Genomic DNA, 23,906 nt, shown 5'->3' on the forward strand with positions numbered 1-23,906 from the left:
TAACCGATAGACGAAGGGCCCGCATCGGTGTGGAGGCGGTGATATATCTGGACCGGCGCAGCGATGCAAGCGGGTCTGTACAGGTTTTGCAGCATGCGCTGCATCAAGATCAGTCCGCTTTCGCCAGATCTTCCAGATGCAGCTCCGCCTTGCGGCCATAGCGATTGTCCTCGGCGCGCAGCTTGCCCGCCACGTGCCACAAACCGTCCGGACCATTCAGCAGCGCCTGCCCCATGGGCTGATCGGCGCTTCTGAAGCTGATGCCCGTGAGACGGCCGCCGCCCGGCGATTCAAAGGTGAAGCGCACATGATCCGTCCCGACCCGCTGGGCATAGGTGCGCCGCAGTGAGGAAAAGGCGAATCGCGGTTCAGGATTTCCCATCCCGTAAGGTTCCGCTGCGGATAGCGCTTCGCAGAACTCAAACGACACGGCCGACGGGCTGATGACGGCGTCCACCGAATAGGTGCGCGCCTCCTCGGCGGCTATCCACTCCTGCTTCAGTCGCGCTGTGAGGTAGTCTGTCAGCTCTCCGATCCGGTTGACGTCCACGGTCAGTCCGCAGGCCATGGCGTGTCCGCCGCCCGCCACCAGCAAGCCCTCTTCCCGGGCAGCCGCAACGGCAGCGCCCAGATTGACGCCAGTGCAGGACCGGCCGGAACCCTTGCCAAGCCCCGTTTCAGGATCAACGCCAATGACGATGGTTGGCCGGTTGAAGCGTTCCTTGATCCGGCCCGCCACAATGCCGATGACGCCCGGATGCCAGAGCTCGCCCGAGGCGATCAGGATCGGCGTGTCATCCTCGAGCTTGAGCGCTTCCACCTGAGCCTGCGCCTGATCGAGCACCTCCGTCTCAATGGCGCGGCGTTCGGCATTGAGCGCGTCGAGCGTCTGGGCGATGTGCGCGGCTTCCTTGGGGTCCTGCGTCATCATCAGGCGTGCGCCCAGATCAGACTGACCCACGCGTCCGCCCGCATTGATGCGCGGCCCAAGAAGAAAACCGGCATGATAAGGCGAGGCCGGGCCCTGAACGCCCGCCGCCGCGGCCAAGGCCGCCATGCCGGGGCGTGACCAGGCGCTCATAACCTTCAGGCCCTGGGCGACAATAGCGCGATTGACGCCGGTCAGGGAGACCACGTCGCAAATCGTGCCAAGGGCGGCGAGATCAGCGAAATCAAGCACATTGGGTTCAGCTTGACCCTTGAAGGCGCCGCGCCGACGCCCTTCCCGGTTCAAAGCCGCCAGCAGGACGAAGGTCACGCCCGCCGCGGCCAGATGGCCGCACCCTGAGACGTCCCCGGGCTGGTTGGGATTGACCAGCGCATCAGCGGGCGGGATCTCGCCATCCATGAGATGGTGATCGATCACGACGACGGGCAGGCCCATTTCATGCGCCGCCGTCAGCGGGCCGACCGAAGCCGCGCCGCAATCGAGCGTGATCACAAGGCGCGCGCCCTGCTCCTTGAGAGACTTCAGCGCCGGAGCGTTGGGGCCATAGCCCTCCTCGATCCGGTCGGGCACATAGATGATGGGGTCAGCGCCCAGCGTGCGCAGCCAGCCGCCCAGCTGGGCGGCCGAGGTCGCGCCGTCCACATCATAATCGGCAAAGAGCGCAATGCGGTCGCCCGCGTCCAGCGCGTCCCAGATGCGACGCGCGGCTTCGTCCATGCCCTTCAGCGTGGACGGATCGGGGAAGCTGTCGCGCAGCTTCGGCGCCAGAAAGGCAAGCGCATCTTCCGCCGTAAGGCCGCGCGCGGCCATGAGCCGCCCCAGGGCGTCAGAGACGCCGGTGGCGCGGCAAATGGCCTGAATGGCGTTGTCGTCAGCGGCCTTCAGCCGCCAGCTGCGTCCGCCCAGGGACTGGCGGACGCCGAAGAGCGGCTCGCTCATCGCGCTCAAGACTGGTGCGGACGCCGCGTGGTGATGATGCGGCGCAGACCCGAAGCGGACGAGAAGACCAGAGACTGGGTTTCCACATAGCCCGGACCGAAGGTGACGCCGGACACCATGTCGCCGTTCGTGACGCCGGTGGCGATGAACAGGCAATCCTGGGAGGCGAGCTCTTTCAGGGAATACTTGCGGTCGAGATCGGCGATGCCGACGCGCTTGGCGCGTTCACGCTCGTCATCGGTGCGGAAGTGCAGACGGCCCTGCATCTGACCGCCCAGGCACCGCAGCGCAGAGGCGCTGAGCACGCCTTCCGGCGCGCCGCCGCGACCGATATAGATGTCCGCTTCGCCGTCAGGATCAGCCGCGTTGATGCAGCCCGCCACATCGCCATCGGTGATGAAGTTCACGCGCGCGCCGGTCGAGCGGATCGATTCGATGATGTCTTCATGGCGCTCACGGTCGAGGACGCAGGCGGTCATGTCGGACGGGTTGACGCCCTTGGCTTTCGCCATCGCCTTGATGTTGTCCGCCGGGCTGGCGTCGAGATCGATGACGCCCTCGGGATAGCCGGCCCCGATGGCGATCTTGTCCATATAGGTGTCCGGCGCATGCAGCAGGCCGCCGCGCGGCGCCAGCGACAGCACGGCCAGCGCGTTCGCCATGCCCTTGGCGGTCAGGCTGGTGCCTTCGAGCGGATCGAGCGCAATGTCGATTTCGGGGCCCTCGCCCGTGCCGACTTCCTCGCCGATATAGAGCATGGGCGCTTCATCGCGCTCACCTTCGCCAATGACGATGCGGCCTTTCATAGGCGTCGCGTTCAGGCCGGTGCGCATGGCGTCCACGGCGGCCTGGTCAGCGGCGATCTTGTCGCCCCGACCCACAAGGGCGGATGCGGCGATGGCGGCCATCTCGGCGGCGTTCAGCGCATCAGTAACCAGGCGATCCAGGGCGAAACCATCAGACATGGGGCGTCTTCCTTCAGGCAATCAGGATGTAAACGTTGTTATTGGGGGACTTGCGCGCGCTCGCGCTGTTCAGCGGCATAGCGTTCGGTATCCGGATCGGGGCCGCGAAGGGCGTCGCCCTCGTCCAGCACCTCCTGGCCGGTTTCGACCACCTGGGCTTCCAGCGCGGTCAGGGTCTCGCGTTCATCAGGCGACAGGCGCAGGGTCTGCACATAGACCGGCGCGTCGGCAGGCGGCTGAGCGGCCAGGGCGTCATCGGTCCAGCGCGGATCCTGTCGGGCCGGCGCCATCATGCAGCCCGCCATCAGAAGCGGCGTCACGAACAGAAATGTTTTTTGCAGCATCTTGGCCTTCCAGCGACCTACTGACCGTTGGACGCGGTCGAGGCTTTCTATACGCTTTGTCCCGTGGCTGTCACCCACTGTAAGGAGTCCGGGCGAATGACAACGCGCAAATCCTCTTCTTCCTCCTCTGATGGTTCGTCCTCAGAGCCGAAAAAGACCGCGACTCCCAAGGCGACCAGGCGCAAAACGGCCTCGGGGACAGCGACCCAGAAGGCCGCGACGCGCAAGAGCGCGACTCCGAAGCGTGAAACCAAGCCCAAATCCAAGGCGCAGTCCAAGACCGCTGACGCGCCGCAACCTGACCCTGCAGCCTCGCCTGAGCGCGGAACAGACCCGTTCCTGGGCACGCTGTCGGACGAGAATCTGCAAAGCCTTGAAGAGATGTCGCGGCGCGTGCTGCAGGCCTCGATCAAGGGACAGAAACTGATGAGCGACGCCATGAAGCGTTCGCTTGAGGGCGACCCCAAGATGGCGCCCCAGATAGATCCCATGCACGCCAATCCGGAGATGCTGCAAGCCTGGGAGCACATCCTGTCCGATCCCGAGCTGATCATGCAGGCCCAGGCCGATCTCTATGCCGGGTATCTGGACCTCTGGTCGAACGCGACCCGCCGGATGATGAGCGGAGAGACGACACAGCCCGTCATCGAGCCCGACCCGTCCGACAAGCGCTGGAAATCGAGCACCTGGAGCGAGCATCCGCTGTTTGACGCCATGAAGCAGTCCTATCTGCTGAACCAGCGCTTCCTGATGGGGCTGGTCGATGGCGTCAAAGGCGTGGACGAGACCACAAAACGCAAGGTCCATTTCCTGACCCAGCAGATGGTGGACGCCCTCGCCCCCACCAATTTCGCGCTGACCAATCCTGAGGTTCTGGAAGAAACGTTCAGGACTCGCGGCGAGAACCTCACGCGCGGGCTGATGCGGCTGGTGGAAGATCTCGAGCGCGGAGACGGCCGTCTGGCGCTGAGCCAGACCGACATGACCGGCTTTGAAGTGGGCAAGGATATCGCGACCACGCCCGGCGAGGTGATCTATCGCAACCGGGTGATGGAGCTGATCCAGTATGCGCCCGCCACCGAACAGGTGCGCCAGCGGCCGCTGCTGATCGCGCCGCCCTGGATCAACAAGTTCTACATTCTCGACCTGCGGCCCCAGGGCTCGATGATCCGCTGGCTGACCGAGCAGGGCTTCACCGTCTTCCTGATCTCCTGGGTCAATCCGGACGCCTCTCTGAAGGACGCAACCTTCGAGGATTATATCCGCGAAGGGCTTTATGAGGCTCTGGACGTGGTCGAGGAGGTCACCGGCGAACATCAGATCGACACGGTGGGCTATTGCATTGGCGGGACCATGCTGGGCTCGGCGCTAGCGCTGATGGCGGCGGAAGGTGATGACCGCATCGCGTCCGCCACCTTCTTCGCCGCCCAGCACGATTTCAAGCTGGCGGGCGATCTTCTGGTGTTCGTGGATGAGGAATGGATCGGCGAGATCTCGCGCCTGATGGACGCCCAGGGCGGCGTGCTGGACGGCCGCACCATGTCGGACACCTTCAACATGCTGCGCTCGAACGATCTCGTCTGGTCCTTCGTCATCAAGAACTACCTTCTGGGCAAGGAGCCGCAGGCGTTTGATCTTCTGTACTGGAACGCCGACCAGACGCGGATGCCCAAGACGCTGCACCTGTTCTATCTCAACGCCTTCTATCGCCAGAACCTGTTGTCTGAAGGCAAGCTGGAGCTGGGCGGGCATGTGCTGGACATGAAGGATGTCACCATCCCGATCTTCATGCAGGCGAGCCAGATGGACCACATCGCCCCGGCCGACAGCGTCTATCGCTCCGCGCAGCTCTTCGGCGGGCCGGTGGAGTACATGATGGCGGGTTCGGGCCATATCGCCGGCGTGGTGAACCATCCTGACGCCAGGAAATACCAGCACTGGACCAATAGCGCCCTGCCCGAGACCCGCGAGGCCTGGATGGAGGGCGCGACCGAGAACCCCGGCTCCTGGTGGCCGCATTGGCGTGACTGGCTGATGACCCAGTCCGACGAGATGGTCCCGGCTCGCGCGCCGGGCGGCGGCGTACGTGAACCGCTCTGCCCGGCGCCGGGTGAGTATGTGCGGGTCCGCAGCTAGGCGGCTGTCTTGCGAGCGATCAGGAAGACCACCGGCGTTTTCGCCGGCTTGAAGCGGTATTCGATCTCGAAACCGGACGCGCGCAACTCCTCGGCCAGTCGCGTTTCCTTGAAGATCTGAAAATCCGGCCAGGCACGGAACAGGCGCATGACCGGCTTGATCAGCGCCAGAAAGGCCATGCCGTCGCCCAGACAGGCCGTGCTGGTGATGAAGACGCCGCCGGGCTTGAGCAGATCACGGCTCAGGCGCATGGCCGCCTGACGGTCCGGAACCAGATGCAGGACATTGAGCGCCAGCACCACGTCAAAGCTCTCGTCCGGTTCATGCAGATCGGCGACGTCAGTCGCCTCGAACCGGATATTGTTCACCCCGGCTTCCGCCGCCCGTTCCCGGGCGATGGCGATCATCTCGTCGGACAGGTCCGTGGCCACGATCTCGCGCACATGGGGCGCATGCAGGATCGCTGTCGATCCGGTCCCGCAGCCATACTCCAGAACACGGCTTCCAGGCGTGAAATGCGCGCGCGTCTTTTCCAGCTTGTGCTCATAGCTCGTCTGATCGGCGATAGGGTCCTGCGCGTATTTTCGCGCAATGCGATCCCAGAAGGCTTTATCCTGCGACATGGATGAGGTCCTGACCGTCCTGTTCTGTTGTTATCCCTGACCGATACCCGGTCATCGCCTATTTGAATATTGATGAAATACGCGCATCTGATATACGCATTTCGATGAAATGGTCAGCTGTCGATCTGGACTGGAATCAGGTTCGCGCCTTCCTTGCCACCGCCCAGGAAGGTTCGTTTTCGGCCGCCTCTCGCGCTCTGGGGCTAACCCAGCCCACCCTGTCGCGCCAGGTGAGCACGCTCGAAGCCCATCTTGGTGTGACGCTGTTTGAACGCGGCACGCGAAGCATGGCGCTGACCGAAGCCGGTCAGGCCCTGCTGGCGCCTGCGAAGGTGATGCTGGATGGGGCGTTCGACCTGTCGCTGGCGGCGGAGGGCCGCTCCACCTCCATGCAGGGCAAGGTCTCCATCACAGCGACCAGCCTGTTCGCCATGAGCTATCTGCCGCCCGTGATCGAGGCCCTCAGGCGTAAGGCGCCGGAGCTGACGCTGGAGGTCATCGCCTCCAACTCACTGCAGGATCTGCGACGACGCGAAGCCGATATCGCCGTTCGCCATGTGCGTCCCTCCGAGGATGAACTCATCGGCAGGCTGATCGGCGAACACACGGCCGGCCTTTACGCCTCACCGGGCTATGTTGAGCAACGCGGCGCTCCCTCTGCGCTTGCGGACATCCATGGCCATGATTTCCTGGGGTTCGACAATCTTGATCAGGCGCTGGAGGTCTATCAGCAGCTTGGGCTGAAGGTGACGCCGGATCAGCTGCGTGTCTTCAGTGGCCATGGCGAGGTTCTGTTGGCGATGGTGCGTCAGGGTCTTGGGCTGTGCATCCTGCCCGATGGCGAGTTCTGCGAGGGTCTTAAGCCGGTGCTGGCAGACCAGGTCCGGGTCGATTTCCCGGTCTGGCTGGTCACCCATCGCGAGCTTCAGACCAATCCGCGTATCCGTCTGGTTTTTGACGCCCTTGCAACAGCGCTGACGGAACGGCTGGCCGATAAGCCAGTGTCATAAAACCAGCCTAGGATCAGGGCTCGTTACTGAATAACAGCGAACGGATATCCCATGTCCCTCTCCCGTCGCCGCTTCCTGTCCCATGCCGCCGCCGTCAGCGCCGCCTTTGGCGCCTTGCCGCTTCTGAGCGCTCGCGCTCAGGCGAAAGCCGCAGGCTATCTCAATCAGGTGGCCGGGTTCGGCCCGCTCGAAACCGATCCGAACGGATTATTCGATCTGCCGGCAGGGTTTGATTATGTGACGCTGTCGGAAACCGGCGAGCCCATGGACGATGGCTTGATCGTGCCGGGCGATCATGACGGCATGGCCTGCTTCCCCGGCCTTGAAGACGGTCAGGTCATTCTGGTGCGCAATCACGAAATGTCGCCGGACGAGGCTGACAAGTCCGCCTTCGGAGAGGATGGCGAACGCCTGTCCGCGATCGACGCCGGCAAGCTCTATGACCATGAAGACGGCGCGCTGACCCATCTGGGCGGCACGACGACGATCCATGTGGACCTCGCCAGCCGCCGCGTTGTGCGGCAATTCCTGTCGCTGGGCGGCACAGAGCGCAATTGCGCCGGCGGGCCGACGCCCTGGGGCAGCTGGATCACGTGTGAGGAAAGCCTGACCCAGGCGGGGCCCGGTTATGGCGCGCGCGACCATGGCTATGCCTTTGAAGTGCCCGCTCAGGCGACGGAGCTGATGCGCGCCGAGCCCCTGACCGCCATGGGGCGGTTCAATCGCGAAGCCTGCGCCACGGACCCGCGCACCTCGATCGTCTACCAGACCGAGGATGCGCGTCCATCGCTGATCACCCGCTTCATCCCGAATGTTCCCGGGCAGCTTCACGAAGGCGGCCGCCTGCAAGCGCTCATGATCTCCGGCCAACCGGGTCTCAACACCAACAATTGGGACGCGCACGCCCAGACTGTCGCCGTGGGCGAAACCCTGGCGGTGGAATGGATCGACGTTGTTGACGGGCATAACCCGAACAATGACCTCGCCAGCCGCATGGTGGACGCCGGGGCCGCCAACTTCACCCGCGGCGAAGGCATGTGGTTCGGCGACAATGAAGTCTTCTTCTGCTGCACGGATGGCGGACCGGAACATATCGGCCAGATCTGGCGCTATCGCCCCTCTCCGCTTGAAGGCCAGGACGGCGAAACCGCTCAGCCGGGCGAGCTGACCTTGCTGGTTCAGACCACTGACGAGCGCGTGCTTGAGAAGTGCGACAACATCACGGTCGCGCCCTGGGGCGATCTCGTCGTGGTCGAGGATGGCGATAACGAGCAATTCATTCGCGGCATCACGCCCGATGGCCGCGTCTACACGATCGGTCGCAACGCCGCGTCGGACGTCGAGGGCGAGTATAGCGAGATCACCGGACCCTGCTTCTCGCCGGACGGGTCCACCCTGTTCTTCAACGTGCAGAATGGTCCAGGCCGCACCTTCGCCGTCAAAGGCCTCTGGGCGACACGGTCTCTGGCGGACGCCTAAGCAACGGTTCAAAAAAGACTTTTGTCGAACGGGCAGCGCTCTTTGGCGTCGCCCGTTTTTGATGTGTCAGTAAAGCGTGATCCGGTGCAGCTCGCGGCGATAGCCTTCATACCCGCCGGTCGCCTTGTGGACGACGCTGCGATTGTCCCACATCACCAGCATGTCCGGTTCCCATTTCTGGGCGAAGACAAACTCGGGCCGCGATTGCCACTCATTGAGCTCCAGGATCAGTTCCAGCGCTTTGTGATCGTCCACGCCTTCAAATCCGATCCAATAGCCGATCCCGCTGAGCAGGCCACGTCGTCCGGTTTCCGGATGAGCGGGAGCGAGCGGATGGGTGAAGCGCACATGCTCGGCCTCGGCTGACGGGCGGATATCCATCGCGCCATTCTTGCTGACATCGCCATAGGCGCCCTTGAGCGAATAGCCCATCACCGGGGAATGGATGGCCTGAAGATCTGCAAACCGGGCCCGCATCTCGTCGGGCATGGCCTCGAACGCCAGATGCTGGTTGGAGAACAGCGTGTCGCCGCCCACGGGCGGGATGTCGAGACTGTAGAGCACCGTGCCCTTGGGCGGCTGGGCCAGAAAGCTCCAGTCCGAATGCCAGTGCTCGGCGAAGATCGGGTTGGTCTCGTCCGCCTCCCGCTTTACCGCCGCGATATGGGTGCGACCCGGAATGGGGTTGAAATACGGATCCTCGCCAAACCGCCCGAATTGTTGGCAGAAGGCTTCCAGCTGGTCGTCATCCAGCTTCTGATCGGGAAAGGCGAGCACATGATGGTCCAGCCAGGCGGCGTGGATCTCGTCGATCTCGCTATCTGATAATGGCCTGGACAGGTCCACGCCGCGCACCTCTGCGCCGCAGGACCCGCCACTGGGCGTCACCTCGATCATGATCGTCTCCTCCCTTTTGTATTTAGGAGGATGAGAGCATGAGCGCACCCGTCTTGGAAGCGCGGCGCAAACGAAAAAGGGCGGCTCGACTGAGCCGCCCTTTGACGTAATCGGATCGGAAAGATCGTCCTAGCGCTTCGAGAACTGGAAGCTGCGACGGGCTTTCTTGCGGCCGTATTTCTTACGCTCGACCACGCGGGAGTCGCGGGTGAGGAAGCCGCCAGCCTTAAGCACGCCCCGCAGAGACGGCTCGAAATAGGTCAGCGCACGGGAAATGCCGTGACGGACCGCGCCGGCCTGGCCGGACAGACCGCCGCCCTTGACGGTGCAGTACACGTCGAACGCATCGGCACGGTCAGCAGCCTCAAACGGCTGGGCGATCATCATGCGCAGCACCGGACGTGCGAAATACACTTCCTGGTCGCGGCCATTGACGATGATCTTGCCGGAGCCCGGCTTGATCCAGACGCGCGCGGTGGCGTCCTTACGACGACCGGTCGCATAGGCGCGGCCAAACTCGTCGAGTTTCGGCTCAGCCAGAACTTGTTCTTCCGGAGCTTCCGGAACGATGTCGGAGCCTGCGTCCTGCAGAGCGGACTTCAGGTCTTCCAGGGAACGAGCTTCATCAGCCATGTTCATTAGCCCCGCGCGTTCTTGGTGTTCATGGACTTGAAGTCGACGACTTCAGGGTTCTGCGCTTCATGCGGATGCTCCGCGCCAGCGTACACGCGCAGTTTGGAGAACTGCGAACGTGCGAGCGGGCTTTCTTTCGGAAGCATGCGCTTGACGGCCATCTCGACCACGCGCTCGGGGAAACGGCCTTCCAGCACTTTGCGCGGAGAGGTTTCCTTGATGCCGCCCGGGTGACCGGTGTGGCGATAGTAGCGCTTGTCCTGGAACTTGCGGCCCGTGAACACCACCTTGTCGGCGTTGATGACCACAACGTGGTCGCCGGTGTCGACGTGCGGGGTGTAATCAGGGCGGTGCTTGCCGCGGAGACGCGTGGCGATGTACGCAGCCAGGCGACCAACAATGGCCCCTTCGGCGTCAATCACGACCCACTTTTTCTCGACGTCCGCGGGCTTGGCGGTAAAGGTCTTCATCGCTCTGCCTTGGTGTCCGTTTTCACGCGCCAGGGCCCATCCCTGTCGCGAAGGTGGGCGGCTTCTACGCGCGCCAGACAGTCACGTCAACACCTGTTGTGAAATTAGCTGTTTTTCAGGGACTTAGAAATACGGTATCTTGTTACCGCACTTAGAAAAGCCCGTTGAAATCACAAGGCTGCAGCCGTTGTGTGACGCCATGACGGATTGCATATACTGTGCGCCGACACGCGTTTTCGCCCTGTTTGAGCCGAGGCTGACCATGACCGCACGCCGTACCCGTCTTCTTCTGTCTGCTGCACTGTCCGGCGGCCTGCTCCTGATGGCGGGCTGTGAGGCGCCCGCGCCCGAGAACGAAGACAATGACGTGACCGTAGAGACCCGGAACGCGATGGTGACCGGCGCCTTTGAAACGGCGGGACGGGCTGAATCCCTGATCTTCCTGCCCAATGACGACGCGCCCTGGACCGGTCTGCTGGCGTCCTCTCTCACGGGCGGCGGCTTTGACGTCTACAATATCGATGGCGAAACGATCATCAGCGCTGCGGGTCCTGAACTGCGCGGTCTGGCCGGCGTCTCGAACTTCGCCTTGCGCGGCGAAACCTTTCCGCTGCTGTTCGGCATTGATGACATGGGCGCACTGCGCGGCTTCGTGATCGTGCGCGAAACCCGGGAAGTGATCGAACTGCCGCTGGAAAGCGAGGCCGCCCTGTCCACCGCGGCCGGCGTCTGCCTGTTCAGCCAGGGCATTGGCTATGTCGAGCTCGCGGTGCTGGGCGAAGACGCGGAAGCCCGCATCGTGCGCGTGCGTGACGCTGGCGGCGCCGGTCTGTCCGTGGAGGAACGCGCAGCGCGCACCCTGCCCTTCCCGGCGCGCTCCTGCGCCGCCGCCGAGGACGATCTCCTGGTCGCCGGCCCGACCGCCGGTCTGGCCCGGGTGACACCGGAGAGCGCCCAATCCGCCTTCGCCGCCGGGCTCTCCGTCGCGGATGTCTCCTATACCGAATTGCTGGGCCGTCCGGTGGCGCTGATCGCTTCCGCTCAGACCGGATTGGTCTCGGTCTATGACGCGCGATCCCTGGAACTGATCGTGGACGTGCAGTTCGAGGACGGCCTCAGCGCTCCGGCCTTCGAACGCCCGACCGCCCTCGCCGTCACCGAAGCCAATTACGGCGGCATGGCGTTCTCGAGCGGCATCATGGCGGTCTATGACGCAGCCGATTCCAGCGTCAAGCTGGTCGCCCGTGAAGTCCTGTCGCGCACCGTGGTGAGCGGAGACGAGGCCTAGGCCTCGTTCTTCGCCAGTTCAGGCTCCACCAGAACCGCGCCCCGTGCGGCGGTCCAGGCCAGCGCGCCGCTGGTCAGGAACAGGATGATGCCGCCGGCCTGGTGCATCAGCGACAGCGACAGCGGCGCCACATGGATCAGCGTGATGATCCCGAGCGCGACCTGCACCACAAGCGCTGCGGAGACCACCACGCCCATGCGCTTGAGCTCCACGGCGGGGCTCCTGATCATTCGCCAGCCCAGCCAGAGACCGCCCACAAACAGGATGTAGGCGAACCAGCGGTGCTGGAACTGGACGGCCGGGCGGCTCTCAAAGATCGCCTGCCAGAAGGGCATGCCGCTCAGATAGTCATCGGGAACCAGCTGACCGTAAAAGCCCGGCCAGGTATTGAAGATTCGTCCCGCATCCAGCCCCGCCACGAAGGCGCCAAGCGCAATCTGAAACAGCACAGCGCCCCAGAAAATCGCTGCGGGCCGGAACAGTCTTGATCGTGTGAGCGCTTGCGCCTGCCCGTAGCGCAGCTCCAGCGCCGTCCACAGCGTCAGCCCCAGGATCAGGAAGGCCATGCTGAGATGTGTGGCGAGCCGGTACTGACTGACGTCGAGACGGTCCACGAGGCCCGAAGACACCATCCACCAGCCGATCGCGCCCTGAAGACCGCCCAGACCGAACAGCACCCAAAGGCGCGGCAGAAGCCGTTTCGGCGCCTGCCTGGTGAACAGGAAGAACATGAAGGGCGCGAAATAGACGAGGCCCAGCGTCCGCCCGAGCTGGCGATGCCCCCATTCCCACCAGTAAATGAACTGGAACTCGGCCATGGACATGCCGCGGTTCTGTTCCTGGTATTCGGGGATCTGGCGATATTTCTCGAGCTCGACCTCCCAGCCTGCCTCGGTCAAGGGCGGGATCGCGCCGGTCACGGGCCGCCATTCGGTGATCGAGAGGCCTGAGTCCGTCAGACGGGTCGCTCCGCCCACGATGATCATCGCGCAGACGAACAGCCCCACCACCACCAGCCACCAGAACATGCCGCGATGTGTGTCAGCGGCGGTGAAGGGCTTGGGAAGCGTGTGCGTCGTCATCTCGGATCCTGATCGAACAAGGCGTCATGCTAGCTACATATCCGACGGACACGCGGGGGCAAGTGACGGCTGCGGCGACATGCCAGTGCTGCAGGCGCAAAACAGGGCTGGTCATGAACTCCTTAGCGCCTTACCTTTCTTTCAAAACCAAGGGAGGAGCGCATCATGTCGCTTGAGAATTTCCGCAAGGAAACAAAAGATTGGCTCGAGGCCAACTGTCCCCAGGGCATGCGTCAGCCGATCAAGTCCGAAGCCGATATCTGCTGGGGCGGCCGCAACTGGACCTTCGCCAGCGAAGACCAGAAAGTCTGGCTCGAGCGCATGGCCGAGCGCGGCTGGACCGTGCCGACCTGGCCCAAGGAATATGGCGGCGGCGGCTTGAGCAAAGAAGAAGCCTTTGTCCTCAAAGAGGAAATGAAGGCGATCAATGCGCGCTCCCCGCTCGACAGCTTCGGCATCTGGATGCTGGGCCCGGCGCTGTTGAAATACGGCACGCATGAGCAGAAGCTCGAATTCCTGCCGCCGATCGCGCGCGGCGAGATCCGCTGGTGCCAGGGCTATTCCGAGCCGGGCGCCGGTTCTGACCTGGTCTCCCTGCGCACCAAGGGCGTGCTCGAGGGCGATCATTACACCGTCAATGGCCAGAAGGTCTGGACGTCCTACGCAGACAAGTCCGACTGGATCTTCGCGCTGGTGCGCACCGAAGCGGATGCGCCCAAATACAATGGCATTTCCTTCCTGCTGATCGACATGGACCAGCCGGGCGTCACAACCAAGCCGATCAAGCTGATCTCGGGCAAATCGCCCTTCTGCGAGACCTTCTTTGATGATGCGAAGGCGCTGGTGAAGAACCGCGTCGGCGAGGCCGGCCAGGGTTGGGAAATCGCGAAATACCTTCTCAGCCACGAACGCGCCGGCATCGTCTCCGAAGCCGCCTTCGGCGGTCTCAACCCGGTCACCGCCGCGCATCAGTCCGGCGAAGTGGATGCGGACGGCAAGATGTCCGACCCGATCCTGCGCGGCGATGTGGCCCGCCTGACCATCGATGGTCTGGCGTTCGACGCCACGATGCGCCGGGTGAAGGAAGAAGCGGACCATGGCGAAGGCGTGGGCGCGCGCGCCTCGCTTCTCAAATACATGGGCACGGAACTGAACAAGCGCCGCAACGAGCTGAACATGTCCGCCCTGGGCTATGACGGCTTGCTGTGGGAAGGCGAGAAGGAGAGCGACGGCGAGGTCGCGCGCTCCTGGTTGCGCTCGCGCGCCAACTCCATCGAGGGCGGCACCAGCGAGATCAACCTAAACATCGTCGCCAAGCGCGTTCTGAACCTGCCGGGCGCCTAGGCGCACCTTAGAACTCAAGGACTTTATCGATGAGCTTTGTTCTCAACGAAGACGAGCAGATGCTGCGCGATTCCGCGCGCGCCTTCCTCGCCGAATCCGCTCCCGTCACCGCCCTGCGCGCCCTGCGCGATGAAAAAAGCCCGACGGGCTTTTCCTCCGAACTCTGGTCCTCCTTTGCGGAAATGGGCTGGTCCGGCGTTCTGGTCAGCGAGGACCATGGCGGTGTGGACATGGGCTATGCCGCAGCCGGCCTGGTGCTGGAGGAGATGGGGCGCACCCTCGCCTCCTCGCCCTTCCTGTCGACCTCGGTTCTGGCCGCGACCGCCTTCAACCTCGCGGGCACTGACGCGCAGAAATCCAAATGGCTGCCCAGGATCGCGGCGGGCGAGACGGTAATCGCCATCGCGCTCGACGAGCGGGCCCGGCACAACCCCGACCACATCGAGACGCGTGCGAAGAAAGACGGCAACGGCTTTGTTCTGTCTGGCAAAAAGCGTTTCGTGAATGAGGGCGCCGGCGCAGACTTGCTGATCGTCGTAGCCCGTATGGATGACGATCAGATCGGCCTCTTCATGGTCGATCCGAAAGCGAACGGCGTCTCTCGCGAGGACCGCCGTACCGTAGACAGCCATGTGCCCGCCGACTTCACCTTTGATGATGTGAAGCTTGATGGCGACGCCTTCCTGTCCGGCGCTGACGATTCAGACGCCGCCTATCGTCGCCTTCTGGATGCGGGTCGCGCCTGTCAGGCGGCGGAATCCCTCGGTGTGGCCGAACAGGCGTTTGACGACACCATCGCCTATATCTCCGAGCGCGAGCAGTTCGGCGTGCCGATCTCGAGCTTCCAGGGCCTGCAGCACCGCGCGGCCCATTTGCTGGGCGAGCTGGAACTGGCGCGTTCGCTGGTGCGCCGGGCTCTGACGACGCTGGATACCCAGCCGAGCCAGGCGCCGCTCTGGTGCGTGGCGGCGAAAGCCAAGGCCACCCAGGTGTCCCGTCTGGCCGCCGCCGAAGGCATCCAGATGCATGGCGGCGTCGGCATGACCGACGAATACGATATCGGCCTTTACTACAAGCGCGCGCAGGCCGCGGGCGAGTTCCTGGGCGATGACGCGTTCAATGCCGGCGAAGTCGCCCGGATGAGCGGTTACTAGACGCTGCAGACGTCTGAAGAAAAGGGCGGGCCCGCATCACGGTCCCGCCCTTTTCATGTCAGCCAGCCTCTGTCTCGCTGTCAGGCTCTGATCCTGACTGGTCGTACTCGTAAAGATGCTTCATCTCGCCCGCGGCCAGAATCGGCGAGGCGTCGATATCCTTGGCGTCCATGAGCTCGGCGACCCGCTGGACCGAAGCGATCAGCATGTGCTGCTCCCAGCTCGGCAATTCGCGAAACGCGCGCAGGAACCCCGCCTGAAGCAGCTCCGGAGCGCCCTGAGCCTTCTCCAGACCCAGTGAGGTCAGCCCCACCAGCACCACGCGGCGGTCGCTTTCAGACCTCCGACGCTCCACCAGCTTCTGCGCTTCCAGACGATCCAGGATGGATGTGACGGTCGCCTGGCTGAGCGACACCACGCGGGCGATGGCGCTCGGCGCAAGCTCACCGCGTTGGCGCAGGGACTGCAGCACCACCAGCTGGGGCGCGGTCAGCCCGGAACTTTTCACAAGACGTTTGGAGTGGATATCGATCGCGCGCGTGATACGGCGCAGAGCGATCAGGATCTCATCGTAATCAGACATCGAACCCATCATGAGCATGCGCGAACGCAAAAAGACTGTTTCGGCTTATCACGAGTTTGTTCGGAAAGGAAAAGTCGGATTGATGAAGGTTAAATCCGCCACCCATTCCTGAACCCCGGACATGCCTGAGCCTTGGCGCATTCCGTCAGTCATCATAGCGCAAACGCGCAATGATCGCGTTTGAAGCGCCGTTCAGGTCCGCCTGGGCGGTCGGGCTGACAGAAGGGGTCACCATGAAAATGCCCAATCCCGCTTCGGGATAAATGGAAATCCAGGCGGAAGTCCCGAACGTGCCGCCGCCATGATAAAGCTGACCGACGGTGTCGAGTCTGAACGTGTTCCAGATATAGGCGCGTCCAAGTCCGTCGGGTTCGCCAACCAGCAATGTGACTGCGTCCCGCGCCAGCGGCTCCTCACTGGTCAAATAATAGCGCATATATCGGCCCATATCCGGAGCCGTGGACTTCAAACCGCCTGCCGGATTGAAATACATGGATGCATCCGGAGCCTGGTCGCCGTCGGCCTGCTGTCCAACTTGCCAGCGTGCATGCTGTTCTGGCGTGAGTGCACTGTAGGTTTCCGTCTGGCCTGTGCGTGGAAAGACCCGTTCGGTCAGGAGCTCATCAAAGGAGGTCTCGTAGACACGCTCCAGTATCAGCCCAAGAAGCCGCACAGCTGCATTGGAATACCGATATTGCTCACCCGGGACCGAGAGAAGTTCCATGGACCGCAAACGATCCACAAGATCACTCTGGTCATGGTCCAGAAAACAGGCGAGCAAAGCATCGGGGGTCTGATCAGGGGCGTCGCACGCGAGATCCTGAGGCATGCCGGAGACATGGGTCGCAAGATGTCGGATCGTGGCGTGCTCGCCGTTTTTCGAGAACACCCCTGGATCCAGTTCCGGCATATACAGCGCAACAGGATCATCCAGAGCGAGCAGCCCGTCAGAGACAGCCAGCGCCAATAGCAGGCCGGTATGTGTCTTGGTCAGGGAACCGATATCATACAGCGTCTCATCATCGGGGCCCGAGCCATCGGACAGCCGTCCAAAATGATAGGTTGCATTCTCACCCCGCTCAACGATCGCCACGGATACAGAAGCAAATTCGGTCTGCGCCATCATGGCCTCGACTTCTTCGCGGACGATCTCGGCCAGATTTTCAGATTGCGCTTCTGTCAGTGAGGCGGTGCTGAGTATCACCAAGAGCGCGAGCGTTATGGCCTGCGTGAGAAATCGCATCCGTCTCTTCCTGTGTTCATCGTTTTGAACCCCCGCTCAAACGAGCAGAATTTCAGACGCGGATACCAGAAGACAACGCACTGATCTTCTCACAGTGTCGTCATATGTTTCGTGAACTTGGGGAAGACAAATCAGAAGTCTTCGAAAAGGGAAATGGTCGGAACGGCGAGATTTGAACTCGCGACCCCTGGTCCCCCAGACCAGTGCGCTAACCGGGCTGCGCCACGTTCCGACTTTCCTGTCTCCGAACAGGTCCCGGCGTCCGGAGAGGTGGGATGTATAAGGGGCAAGACGCCGTCAGGCAACCATTCTGCGCGGTCTGCTGCAGAGCCGATTGCAGCCCGAAAGCCATCTCGAGTCAGGCGGTTTTCTCAAGCACGCCGCTCAGACGCGCACGCGCTTGTTCAAGCCGGAACAAAGCTCGTCGCGCGAGATAGATCTGGCTCTCTGACAGAGCGACCGGTTCGGCGTCATGAACCGGAGCCGTCTGCACCGGGACCTCAGCCTGAACAGGCGTCTCGGACTGTTGCGACTCTACGGTCGGCTTCAGGTCCTGTGCGGGATCCGGGCTCGGCGTCTCGGCGTCGGCCAGGGATGCAACCGCAGCGACGCCATGTTCGCGCAGATATTTCTGAGCGCCCTTGATGGTGTACCCGTCATCATACAGCAGACGGCGCAGACCCTTGAGCAGCAACACGTCCTGGCGGCGATACATGCGCCGTCCGCCGGCGCGCTTGACGGGTTTGAGCTGTGCAAACTTGCTTTCCCAGAACCGCAGGACGTGAGGCGGCAGTCCGGCCTCCTCCCCGGCTTCGGATATGGTCCGGTAGGCGTCAGGCGATTTCTCGCTCATGGGCGGGTCCTATTTGGACAGGGCGGCGTCCACCCGGTCTTTGAGCACTTGCGAGGGTTTGAAGACCAGCACGCGGCGCGGCTCGATCGGCACTTCCTCACCCGTCTTGGGATTGCGTCCGACGCGGCCCGTCTTGTCGCGCAGGAGAAACGATCCGAATGAGGAAAGCTTCACTGACTCACCGCCGACCAGCTTGTCGGAGATCATGTCGAGAACGGCTTCAACCAGCTCTGCGCTTTCGTGTCGGGACAGGCCGACTTCGCGGTGGACGGCATCTGACAAATCGGCGCGCGTGACGGTGTTCGAACCCATGTTGGCCCCCGTTTTAATGTCTGCGATGAAGACGTTACGTCGCAAACGCCATCATGGTCAACGTTAACCATAGGTCGGACAATGAACGCGCTTAATAACGCGCTAACGCGGCGCCCCAGGTGAAGCCGCCACCAAGCGCTTCCATCAGCACCGTATCGCCCCGCTTGATGCGGCCGTCACGCACCGCAGCGTCAAAGGCTAGCGGGATGGAGGCGGCGGAGGTGTTGCCGTGCTCGGCCACGGTCGAGACAACCTGATCCACTGAAATGCCTAGCTTTTTCGCCACGCCCAGCAGGATGCGCTGATTGGCCTGGTGCGGCACGACCCAGTCGATATCCGCGATATCCACGCCGGTTTGCGCGCACAGCGTCGTCATGGCGCCGGAAATCTTGGTCACGGCGTGCCGGAACACCTGATTGCCCTGCATCCGCAGATGGCCAACGGTCTTCGTCCGGGACGGACCGCCATCGACGTAAAGAAGGTCGCAGTATTCACCGTCCGATTCCAGATAGGTCTTGAGCACGCCCTTGAACTCGGCCGGATCCCCCTCTTCCGCGGTCAGCACCATGGCGCCGGCTCCATCGCCGAAGAGCACGCACGTGGTGCGATCGGTCCAGTCGAGAATGCGCGAGAAGGTCTCGGCCCCAATCACTAGCGCGCATTTGGCCTGTCCCGTGCGCAGGAAGCTGTCCGCCGTCGCCAGGGCGTAGAGAAAGCCCGAGCAGACCGCATGAACGTCGAAGGCGAAGCCCTGCTTGATGCCCAGCTTGTGCTGGACGATCGTCGCCGTGGCGGGAAAGGTCAGATCCGGCGTGGCGGTCGCCACAATGATCAGATCCACCTGGTCCAGGGACAGACCGGCCTGATCGACCGCCTTGCGCGCCGCCTGCACGCCAAGATCAGAGGTGTATTCGCCGTCGGCTGCAATATGGCGCTTGGTGATGCCCGTCCGCTCGCGAATCCATTCGTCGCTGGTTTCGACAATCGCCTCCATGCCCTTGTTGGTCAGGACTTTCTCAGGCAGGTGCGAGCCGATCCCGGCGATGCGTGAATAGGTCAAGCGGTTTCCCCTTCGGACGCGGCGTCCGCTTCAAGTGCAGACAGACGTTCCAGATTCTGTTCGATCTCGGACAAAAAGCGGCTGTCCGCCATTTCGAGCGCAATGCGCAGCGAGGTCGCGAAACCTAGCGCATCCGTGCCGCCATGGCTTTTGACCACAACGCCGTTCAGGCCCAGAAACACGCCGCCATTGACGTTGCGCGGATCCATCTTTGCGCGCAGCTGGCCCAGGGCCCCCAGGCTGAGAAGACCGGTCGCCAGCTTGGCGATGAAGGAGCTTGTGAGCGCCTCGCGCAGCCAGCCGCCCACAAGGCGCGCCGTGCCTTCGGCGGTCTTCAGCGCCACATTGCCCGTAAAGCCGTCCGTGACGACCACATTCGTGGTGCCCGCGGAAATGTCATCGCCTTCGATGAAGCCCTGATAATCAAGATCCAGCTCGGCTTCGCGGATCAGCGCGTCCGCGTCGCGGATGGTCTGATCGCCCTTGAGCTCTTCCTGGCCCACATTCAGCAGGCCCACGGTAGGATGCTTCACGCCATGCACGGCGCGGTGAAAGGCCTCGCCCAGAACGGCGAACTCGACAAGCTGCGACGGCGAGCAGTCCACATTCGCGCCCACATCCAGCACGGTGGAGAAACCCTGCGGGGCCGGCCAGCTGGCGGCGATGGCGGGGCGGTGAACGCCCTTCTTCATGCGCAGCACCACCTTGGAGATGGCCATCAGCGCGCCGGTATTGCCGGCCGAAACCGCCACATGCGCCTCGCCCTCCTTCACGGAAAGAACGGCGTTCCACATGGAAGAGCCCCGCGCCCGGCGCACGGCTTCGGACGGCTTGGCGGACATGTCCACTTCACTGTCGGAATGGCGAATCTCACAGGCGTCGGCCAGACCCTCATGGGCGGCCACGAGCGGGGCGATCTGAGCCTCGTCGCCATGAAGGATCAGCTTCACCGCTCGTTTGCGGCCTTTGAGAAACTGCGCCACGCCGTCAACAACGATCTTCGGCGCATCATCGCCGCCCATGGCGTCGATGGATAGGACCAACGGTGAGGTCATAGACAATCCGTCTTAAATCAACATACGCGCCGGCAAGCAGCCAGCGGCGCGCGAACCTTACTCATTGACCCTATCAATGCAAGAGAAGCGCTCCGCTTCCTCACAGGCGAGCATACCGGGGGGCTTCGCCTGCAAGGAGGCTCTCGATGGGTTGGTCACGCAGGCGTTCGGCGCTGTCCAGCGCATAGGCGGCCAGCCGATCACAGACCTCTGCGCTCAATGGACTTTCCTCAAAGAGATTGCGTTCTATGGCTTGAGCCAGAGCGCTACGGTCCCCCTCGCTCAGGGGCGTTTCATAGGCCTTGGCGCGGCCATAGAAGGCCTCCCCCATGATCTTGATCTTCTTGCCGACGCTGAGATCGCCGGTCGCCATTTCTCGCAGGGCCGCATCCATGTCATCGAACATCACGTCAAAGACCAGCTGGGCGAGATCGCGGCCCGCCTCCTCGCCCTCTCGCAGGCGACGCATCAGCAGGACCGCGTGCAGCACGATCATGTCAAAGCGTCCGTCCACGCTGTCCTCAACCGCCTTGGGACCGTAGAACTCGGGAGACCGGGCGGCGCGCACGAGCGAGTCATACAGACGCCGCGCGATCTGTTTGCGGCGGTCTTTCCTGAACAGTCGGCTGAACATGTATTAACAGGCTCCCCTCACTGAGCGCTTGCGGCTATGGTTCCATCCGGTTACGTCAAGCAGATAGCCCTGCGCAAGCCGACTGACCACTGACGCCCGCGTCAAAGATGCCGTTATAGGAGCCCTTATGCGCCTCAGCCGAGCCATCCTCACCGCTACCGTCCTGATCAGCGCCGGACTGGTCTCGGCCTGCAATCCGACCCTGCGCAGTCACGGCTTCCGCTATCCGGACGGTGAAGTGCCCGAACTGACGGTCGGCGTGGACAGCCAGTCCACCGTCCTGGCGACCCTGGGCAATCCCTCCACCCGCGGCGCTTTTGAACAGGACACCTGGTATTACATTTCCGCCACCCGCGAATATCTCGCCTATCTGCGTCCGGACACGCGCGAACGCCGCATCATCGCCGTACGCTTTGACGAGAATGGCGTGGTGAGCGCGGTGGACGAATACGGCATGGAAGATGGCCGTGTCGTCGCCTTCGTGGATCGGGAAACCCCGACCCGCGGCCGCGAGCTGACCATTCTCGAACAGCTTCTCGGGAATGTGGGCCGTCTGCCGAGCGAACAGTTCGGCGGCGAGCAGAACCTGCCCGGCGGCGCCGGCGGTCCGCGCCCGGGCGGCTAGACGCTCCTTCACCCGAATACAAAAAACCCCCGACGCCAAACGCCGGGGGTTTTTCTTTGCGCCGTGTGACGGCCTACAGGCCCGCCAGCACCGCCAGCATGAGCAAGGCCACGATATTGGTGATCTTGATCATCGGGTTCACAGCGGGTCCCGCCGTGTCCTTGTAGGGATCGCCCACGGTGTCGCCGGTCACTGCGGCCTTGTGGGCTTCAGATCCCTTGCCGCCATGATGGCCGTCCTCGATGTATTTCTTGGCGTTGTCCCAGGCCCCGCCGCCGGCGGTCATGGAGATCGCCACATAAAGGCCGGTCACGATCACGCCCAGCAACATCGCCCCCACGCTAGCCAGCGCTTCGGCCCGCCCTGCGATGGCGTTCACCATGAAGAACAGAACGATCGGGCTGAGCACCGGCAGGAGCGAGGGGATGATCATCTCCCGGATCGCCGCCTTGGTCAGAAGGTCCACCGCCCGGCCATAATCGGGCTTCACCTCGCCCTTCATGATGCCCGGCTCTTCACGGAACTGGCGACGCACCTCCTCGACCACGGCCTGGGCCGCCCGGCCGACCGCCGTCATCGACATGCCGCCAAAGAGGAAAGGCAACAGACCGCCGAACAGCAGGCCCACCACCACATAGGGGTTGGACAGCGAGAAATTCACCGTCAATCCGGCGAAGAACGGATAGGTCTCCGGATCGGAGGCGAAGAAAGCCAGATCCTCGGTGTAGGCGGCGAACAGCACCAGCGCCCCCAGCCCGGCCGAGCCGATGGCGTAGCCCTTGGTGACCGCCTTGGTGGTGTTGCCGACCGCATCGAGCATGTCGGTGGTGTCACGCACCGCGCCTTCCAGCCCCGCCATCTCGGCGATGCCGCCGGCATTGTCGGTGACCGGGCCGAACGCGTCGAGCGCAACCACCATGCCTGCCAGCGCGAGCATGGTCGTCACCGCGATAGCGATGCCGAACAGGCCTGCCAGGTTGAAGGTGAGCATGATGGCGCCGATGATCACCAGCGCCGGCAGCGCGGTGGCTTCCATCGACACGGCAAGGCCCTGGATGACGTTCGCGCCATGGCCGGACTCCGACGCCTTGGCCACCGATTTCACCGGGCCGTAGTTCACGCCGGTATAGAATTCAGTGATCCAGACGATGAGACCCGTCACCGCCAGACCTGTCAGGCCGCAATAGAACAGCGACAGGGCGCTGATTTCGCGCCCCATGGCGGTCAGAACGGTCGAATCAAAGCCGAGAACGAAATGGGTCGCGATGCCCAGTCCTACAATCGAGAACAGGGCTGAGGCGAAAAAGCCCTTGTAGAGCGCGCCCATGACATTGGTGGAACCCTTGCCAAGCCGCACGAAGAACGCGCCCAGGATCGAGGCGACCATGCAGACACCGCCAATGGCGAGCGGATAGATCATCATCGCGTCGAGAGTGACAGCGCCCATGGCGTCGCGGAAATAGATCGAGGCGAGCACCATGGTCGCCACAATGGTCACCGCATAGGTCTCGAACAGGTCGGCCGCCATGCCGGCGCAGTCGCCGACATTATCGCCCACATTGTCGGCAATGGTGGCGGCGTTGCGCGGATCATCCTCGGGGATGCCCGCTTCGACCTTGCCGACCATGTCGCCGCCCACATCGGCGCCCTTGGTGAAGATGCCGCCGCCCAGCCGGGCGAAGATGGAGATCAGGGACGCGCCAAAGCCGAGGGCTACGAGACCATCAATGATTTCCCTGGGGTGTTCAGACGCGTTAAAGGACGCGCCCTGAGTGAGGAACAGATAATATCCGGTGACCGCCAGCAGCGCCAATCCCGCCACGAGCATGCCCGTGATCGCCCCGGCCCTGAACGCCATCGAAAGCCCGGCCTGCAGAGAATCCATCGCCGCCTGGGTGGTGCGCACATTCGCGCGGACCGACACAAGCATGCCGATGAAGCCTGCGGCACCGGACAGAAGCGCCCCGATCAGGAAACCGATGGCCACGACCGGACCGAGCAGGACGCCCACCAGAATCAAAATCGCCGCCCCAACGGCGGCGATCGTCATGTACTGGCGTTTGAGATAGGCGTTGGCGCCTTCCTGAATGGCGCTGGCGATTTCCTGCATGCGCTCTGTGCCGGCGCTGGCCGACAGAATGGAACGAATCTGGAAAGCCCCGTAGAGCACAGCCAACCCGCCACAGGCCAGCGAGATCCAAAGCCAGATAGTCACTGATTGCATGACA

The 23,906-nt window shown here is 63.0% G+C and carries 23 protein-coding genes and 1 tRNA gene; 7 read left to right on the forward strand and 17 right to left on the reverse strand.

The genetic code is table 11. The annotated features are described in order from the left end of the window. Window positions 1-109: 109 nt before the first annotated feature. From recJ to B2Z70_RS07110, 3 genes are read right to left on the reverse strand one after another with little or no spacing between them, the layout of a single operon-like run. On the reverse strand, window positions 110-1,888 hold the full coding sequence (recJ, locus tag B2Z70_RS07100) for a single-stranded-DNA-specific exonuclease RecJ (RefSeq protein ID WP_292982135.1): 1,779 nt from the start codon (window positions 1,886-1,888) through the stop codon (window positions 110-112). Between the two features lie 5 nt (window positions 1,889-1,893). Beyond that, window positions 1,894-2,853 (reverse strand): class II fructose-bisphosphatase, encoded by a 960-nt coding sequence (gene glpX / locus B2Z70_RS07105; protein ID WP_292982136.1) that lies wholly within the window; start codon window positions 2,851-2,853, stop codon window positions 1,894-1,896. A gap of 38 nt (window positions 2,854-2,891) precedes the next feature. Beyond that, window positions 2,892-3,197, reverse strand: a complete 306-nt coding sequence (locus tag B2Z70_RS07110) for a hypothetical protein (RefSeq protein WP_009800823.1) — start codon at window positions 3,195-3,197, stop codon at window positions 2,892-2,894. Window positions 3,198-3,293: 96 nt separating this feature from the next. Here B2Z70_RS07110 and phaC point away from each other — a divergent pair, with 96 nt between their 5' ends. Beyond that, a complete protein-coding gene (gene phaC / locus B2Z70_RS07115; protein ID WP_292982137.1) occupies window positions 3,294-5,333 on the forward strand; it encodes a class I poly(R)-hydroxyalkanoic acid synthase in 2,040 nt (679 codons plus the stop codon). On the opposite strand, the gene B2Z70_RS07120 is transcribed toward phaC, so the two are convergent. Then, the gene (locus B2Z70_RS07120; RefSeq protein WP_292982138.1) at window positions 5,330-5,956 is read right to left on the reverse strand and encodes a class I SAM-dependent methyltransferase; all 627 of its coding nucleotides are present in this window, start codon (window positions 5,954-5,956) and stop codon (window positions 5,330-5,332) included. The genes phaC and B2Z70_RS07120 overlap by 4 nt on opposite strands. Window positions 5,957-6,060: 104 nt before the next feature. Here B2Z70_RS07120 and B2Z70_RS07125 point away from each other — a divergent pair, with 104 nt between their 5' ends. Both B2Z70_RS07125 and B2Z70_RS07130 read left to right on the forward strand, forming a co-directional pair. Continuing rightward, a complete protein-coding gene (locus B2Z70_RS07125) occupies window positions 6,061-6,966 on the forward strand; it encodes a LysR family transcriptional regulator (RefSeq protein ID WP_292982139.1) in 906 nt (301 codons plus the stop codon). 51 nt (window positions 6,967-7,017) lie between these two features. Then, window positions 7,018-8,445: an alkaline phosphatase PhoX gene (locus B2Z70_RS07130; RefSeq protein WP_292982140.1), complete on the forward strand. Its 1,428-nt coding sequence runs from the start codon at window positions 7,018-7,020 to the stop codon at window positions 8,443-8,445. A 66-nt stretch (window positions 8,446-8,511) separates the two neighbouring features. Here the strand turns inward: B2Z70_RS07130 and B2Z70_RS07135 are convergent, their stop codons facing one another. The 3 genes from B2Z70_RS07135 to rplM all read right to left on the reverse strand — a co-directional run bounded on the left by B2Z70_RS07135 (window position 8,512) and on the right by rplM (window position 10,445). Then, window positions 8,512-9,342, reverse strand: a complete 831-nt coding sequence (locus B2Z70_RS07135) for a TauD/TfdA dioxygenase family protein (RefSeq protein WP_292982141.1) — start codon at window positions 9,340-9,342, stop codon at window positions 8,512-8,514. Between the two features lie 129 nt (window positions 9,343-9,471). Then, entirely contained in the window at window positions 9,472-9,975 is a 504-nt protein-coding gene (gene rpsI, locus B2Z70_RS07140) for a 30S ribosomal protein S9 (protein WP_009800817.1), read from the reverse strand. A 5-nt stretch (window positions 9,976-9,980) separates the two neighbouring features. Further along, a complete protein-coding gene (gene rplM, locus B2Z70_RS07145; RefSeq protein ID WP_009800816.1) occupies window positions 9,981-10,445 on the reverse strand; it encodes a 50S ribosomal protein L13 in 465 nt (154 codons plus the stop codon). 262 nt (window positions 10,446-10,707) lie between these two features. Here rplM and B2Z70_RS07150 point away from each other — a divergent pair, with 262 nt between their 5' ends. Then, window positions 10,708-11,733, forward strand: a complete 1,026-nt coding sequence (locus B2Z70_RS07150; RefSeq protein ID WP_292982142.1) for a hypothetical protein — start codon at window positions 10,708-10,710, stop codon at window positions 11,731-11,733. On the opposite strand, the gene B2Z70_RS07155 is transcribed toward B2Z70_RS07150, so the two are convergent. After that, on the reverse strand, window positions 11,730-12,815 hold the full coding sequence (locus tag B2Z70_RS07155; protein ID WP_292982143.1) for a COX15/CtaA family protein: 1,086 nt from the start codon (window positions 12,813-12,815) through the stop codon (window positions 11,730-11,732). The two genes, B2Z70_RS07150 and B2Z70_RS07155, sit on opposite strands and share 4 nt — an antisense overlap. 162 nt (window positions 12,816-12,977) lie before the next feature. On the opposite strand from B2Z70_RS07155, the gene B2Z70_RS07160 reads away from it, so the two are divergent. Together B2Z70_RS07160 and B2Z70_RS07165 are read left to right on the forward strand one after the other, a co-directional pair. Beyond that, window positions 12,978-14,159: an acyl-CoA dehydrogenase family protein gene (locus tag B2Z70_RS07160; protein WP_348764643.1), complete on the forward strand. Its 1,182-nt coding sequence runs from the start codon at window positions 12,978-12,980 to the stop codon at window positions 14,157-14,159. 29 nt (window positions 14,160-14,188) lie between these two features. Continuing rightward, window positions 14,189-15,313 (forward strand): acyl-CoA dehydrogenase family protein, encoded by a 1,125-nt coding sequence (locus B2Z70_RS07165; RefSeq protein ID WP_009800812.1) that lies wholly within the window; start codon window positions 14,189-14,191, stop codon window positions 15,311-15,313. 58 nt (window positions 15,314-15,371) lie between these two features. Here B2Z70_RS07165 and B2Z70_RS07170 read toward each other — a convergent pair whose 3' ends face one another. The 8 genes from B2Z70_RS07170 to B2Z70_RS07205 form a co-directional block, all read right to left on the reverse strand. After that, a complete protein-coding gene (locus B2Z70_RS07170) occupies window positions 15,372-15,896 on the reverse strand; it encodes a MarR family winged helix-turn-helix transcriptional regulator (protein ID WP_040612913.1) in 525 nt (174 codons plus the stop codon). Between the two features lie 145 nt (window positions 15,897-16,041). Further along, window positions 16,042-17,139: a serine hydrolase domain-containing protein gene (locus tag B2Z70_RS07175; protein ID WP_292982145.1), complete on the reverse strand. Its 1,098-nt coding sequence runs from the start codon at window positions 17,137-17,139 to the stop codon at window positions 16,042-16,044. Window positions 17,140-17,293: 154 nt separating this feature from the next. Further along, window positions 17,294-17,371, reverse strand: a tRNA-Pro gene (locus B2Z70_RS07180). A gap of 126 nt (window positions 17,372-17,497) precedes the next feature. Next, the gene (locus tag B2Z70_RS07185; RefSeq protein WP_292982146.1) at window positions 17,498-17,992 is read right to left on the reverse strand and encodes a MerR family transcriptional regulator; all 495 of its coding nucleotides are present in this window, start codon (window positions 17,990-17,992) and stop codon (window positions 17,498-17,500) included. A 9-nt stretch (window positions 17,993-18,001) separates the two neighbouring features. Further along, window positions 18,002-18,304, reverse strand: a complete 303-nt coding sequence (locus B2Z70_RS07190) for an integration host factor subunit alpha (RefSeq protein ID WP_009800808.1) — start codon at window positions 18,302-18,304, stop codon at window positions 18,002-18,004. Between the two features lie 91 nt (window positions 18,305-18,395). Continuing rightward, the gene (locus tag B2Z70_RS07195) at window positions 18,396-19,364 is read right to left on the reverse strand and encodes a beta-ketoacyl-ACP synthase III (protein ID WP_009800807.1); all 969 of its coding nucleotides are present in this window, start codon (window positions 19,362-19,364) and stop codon (window positions 18,396-18,398) included. Further along, a complete protein-coding gene (gene plsX / locus B2Z70_RS07200; RefSeq protein WP_009800806.1) occupies window positions 19,361-20,419 on the reverse strand; it encodes a phosphate acyltransferase PlsX in 1,059 nt (352 codons plus the stop codon). Before plsX ends, B2Z70_RS07195 begins: the two co-directional genes overlap by 4 nt. Window positions 20,420-20,519: 100 nt before the next feature. Next, window positions 20,520-21,053 (reverse strand): ubiquinol-cytochrome C chaperone family protein, encoded by a 534-nt coding sequence (locus B2Z70_RS07205; RefSeq protein ID WP_009800805.1) that lies wholly within the window; start codon window positions 21,051-21,053, stop codon window positions 20,520-20,522. Window positions 21,054-21,180: 127 nt separating this feature from the next. On the opposite strand from B2Z70_RS07205, the gene B2Z70_RS07210 reads away from it, so the two are divergent. Further along, window positions 21,181-21,678: an outer membrane protein assembly factor BamE gene (locus B2Z70_RS07210; protein ID WP_009800804.1), complete on the forward strand. Its 498-nt coding sequence runs from the start codon at window positions 21,181-21,183 to the stop codon at window positions 21,676-21,678. Between the two features lie 73 nt (window positions 21,679-21,751). Here the strand turns inward: B2Z70_RS07210 and B2Z70_RS07215 are convergent, their stop codons facing one another. Beyond that, on the reverse strand, window positions 21,752-23,902 hold the full coding sequence (locus tag B2Z70_RS07215; RefSeq protein ID WP_292982147.1) for a sodium-translocating pyrophosphatase: 2,151 nt from the start codon (window positions 23,900-23,902) through the stop codon (window positions 21,752-21,754). Window positions 23,903-23,906 lie beyond the last annotated feature (4 nt).

Source organism: Oceanicaulis sp. UBA6590 (assembly GCF_002433705.1).
Taxonomy (GTDB): domain Bacteria; phylum Pseudomonadota; class Alphaproteobacteria; order Caulobacterales; family Maricaulaceae; genus Oceanicaulis.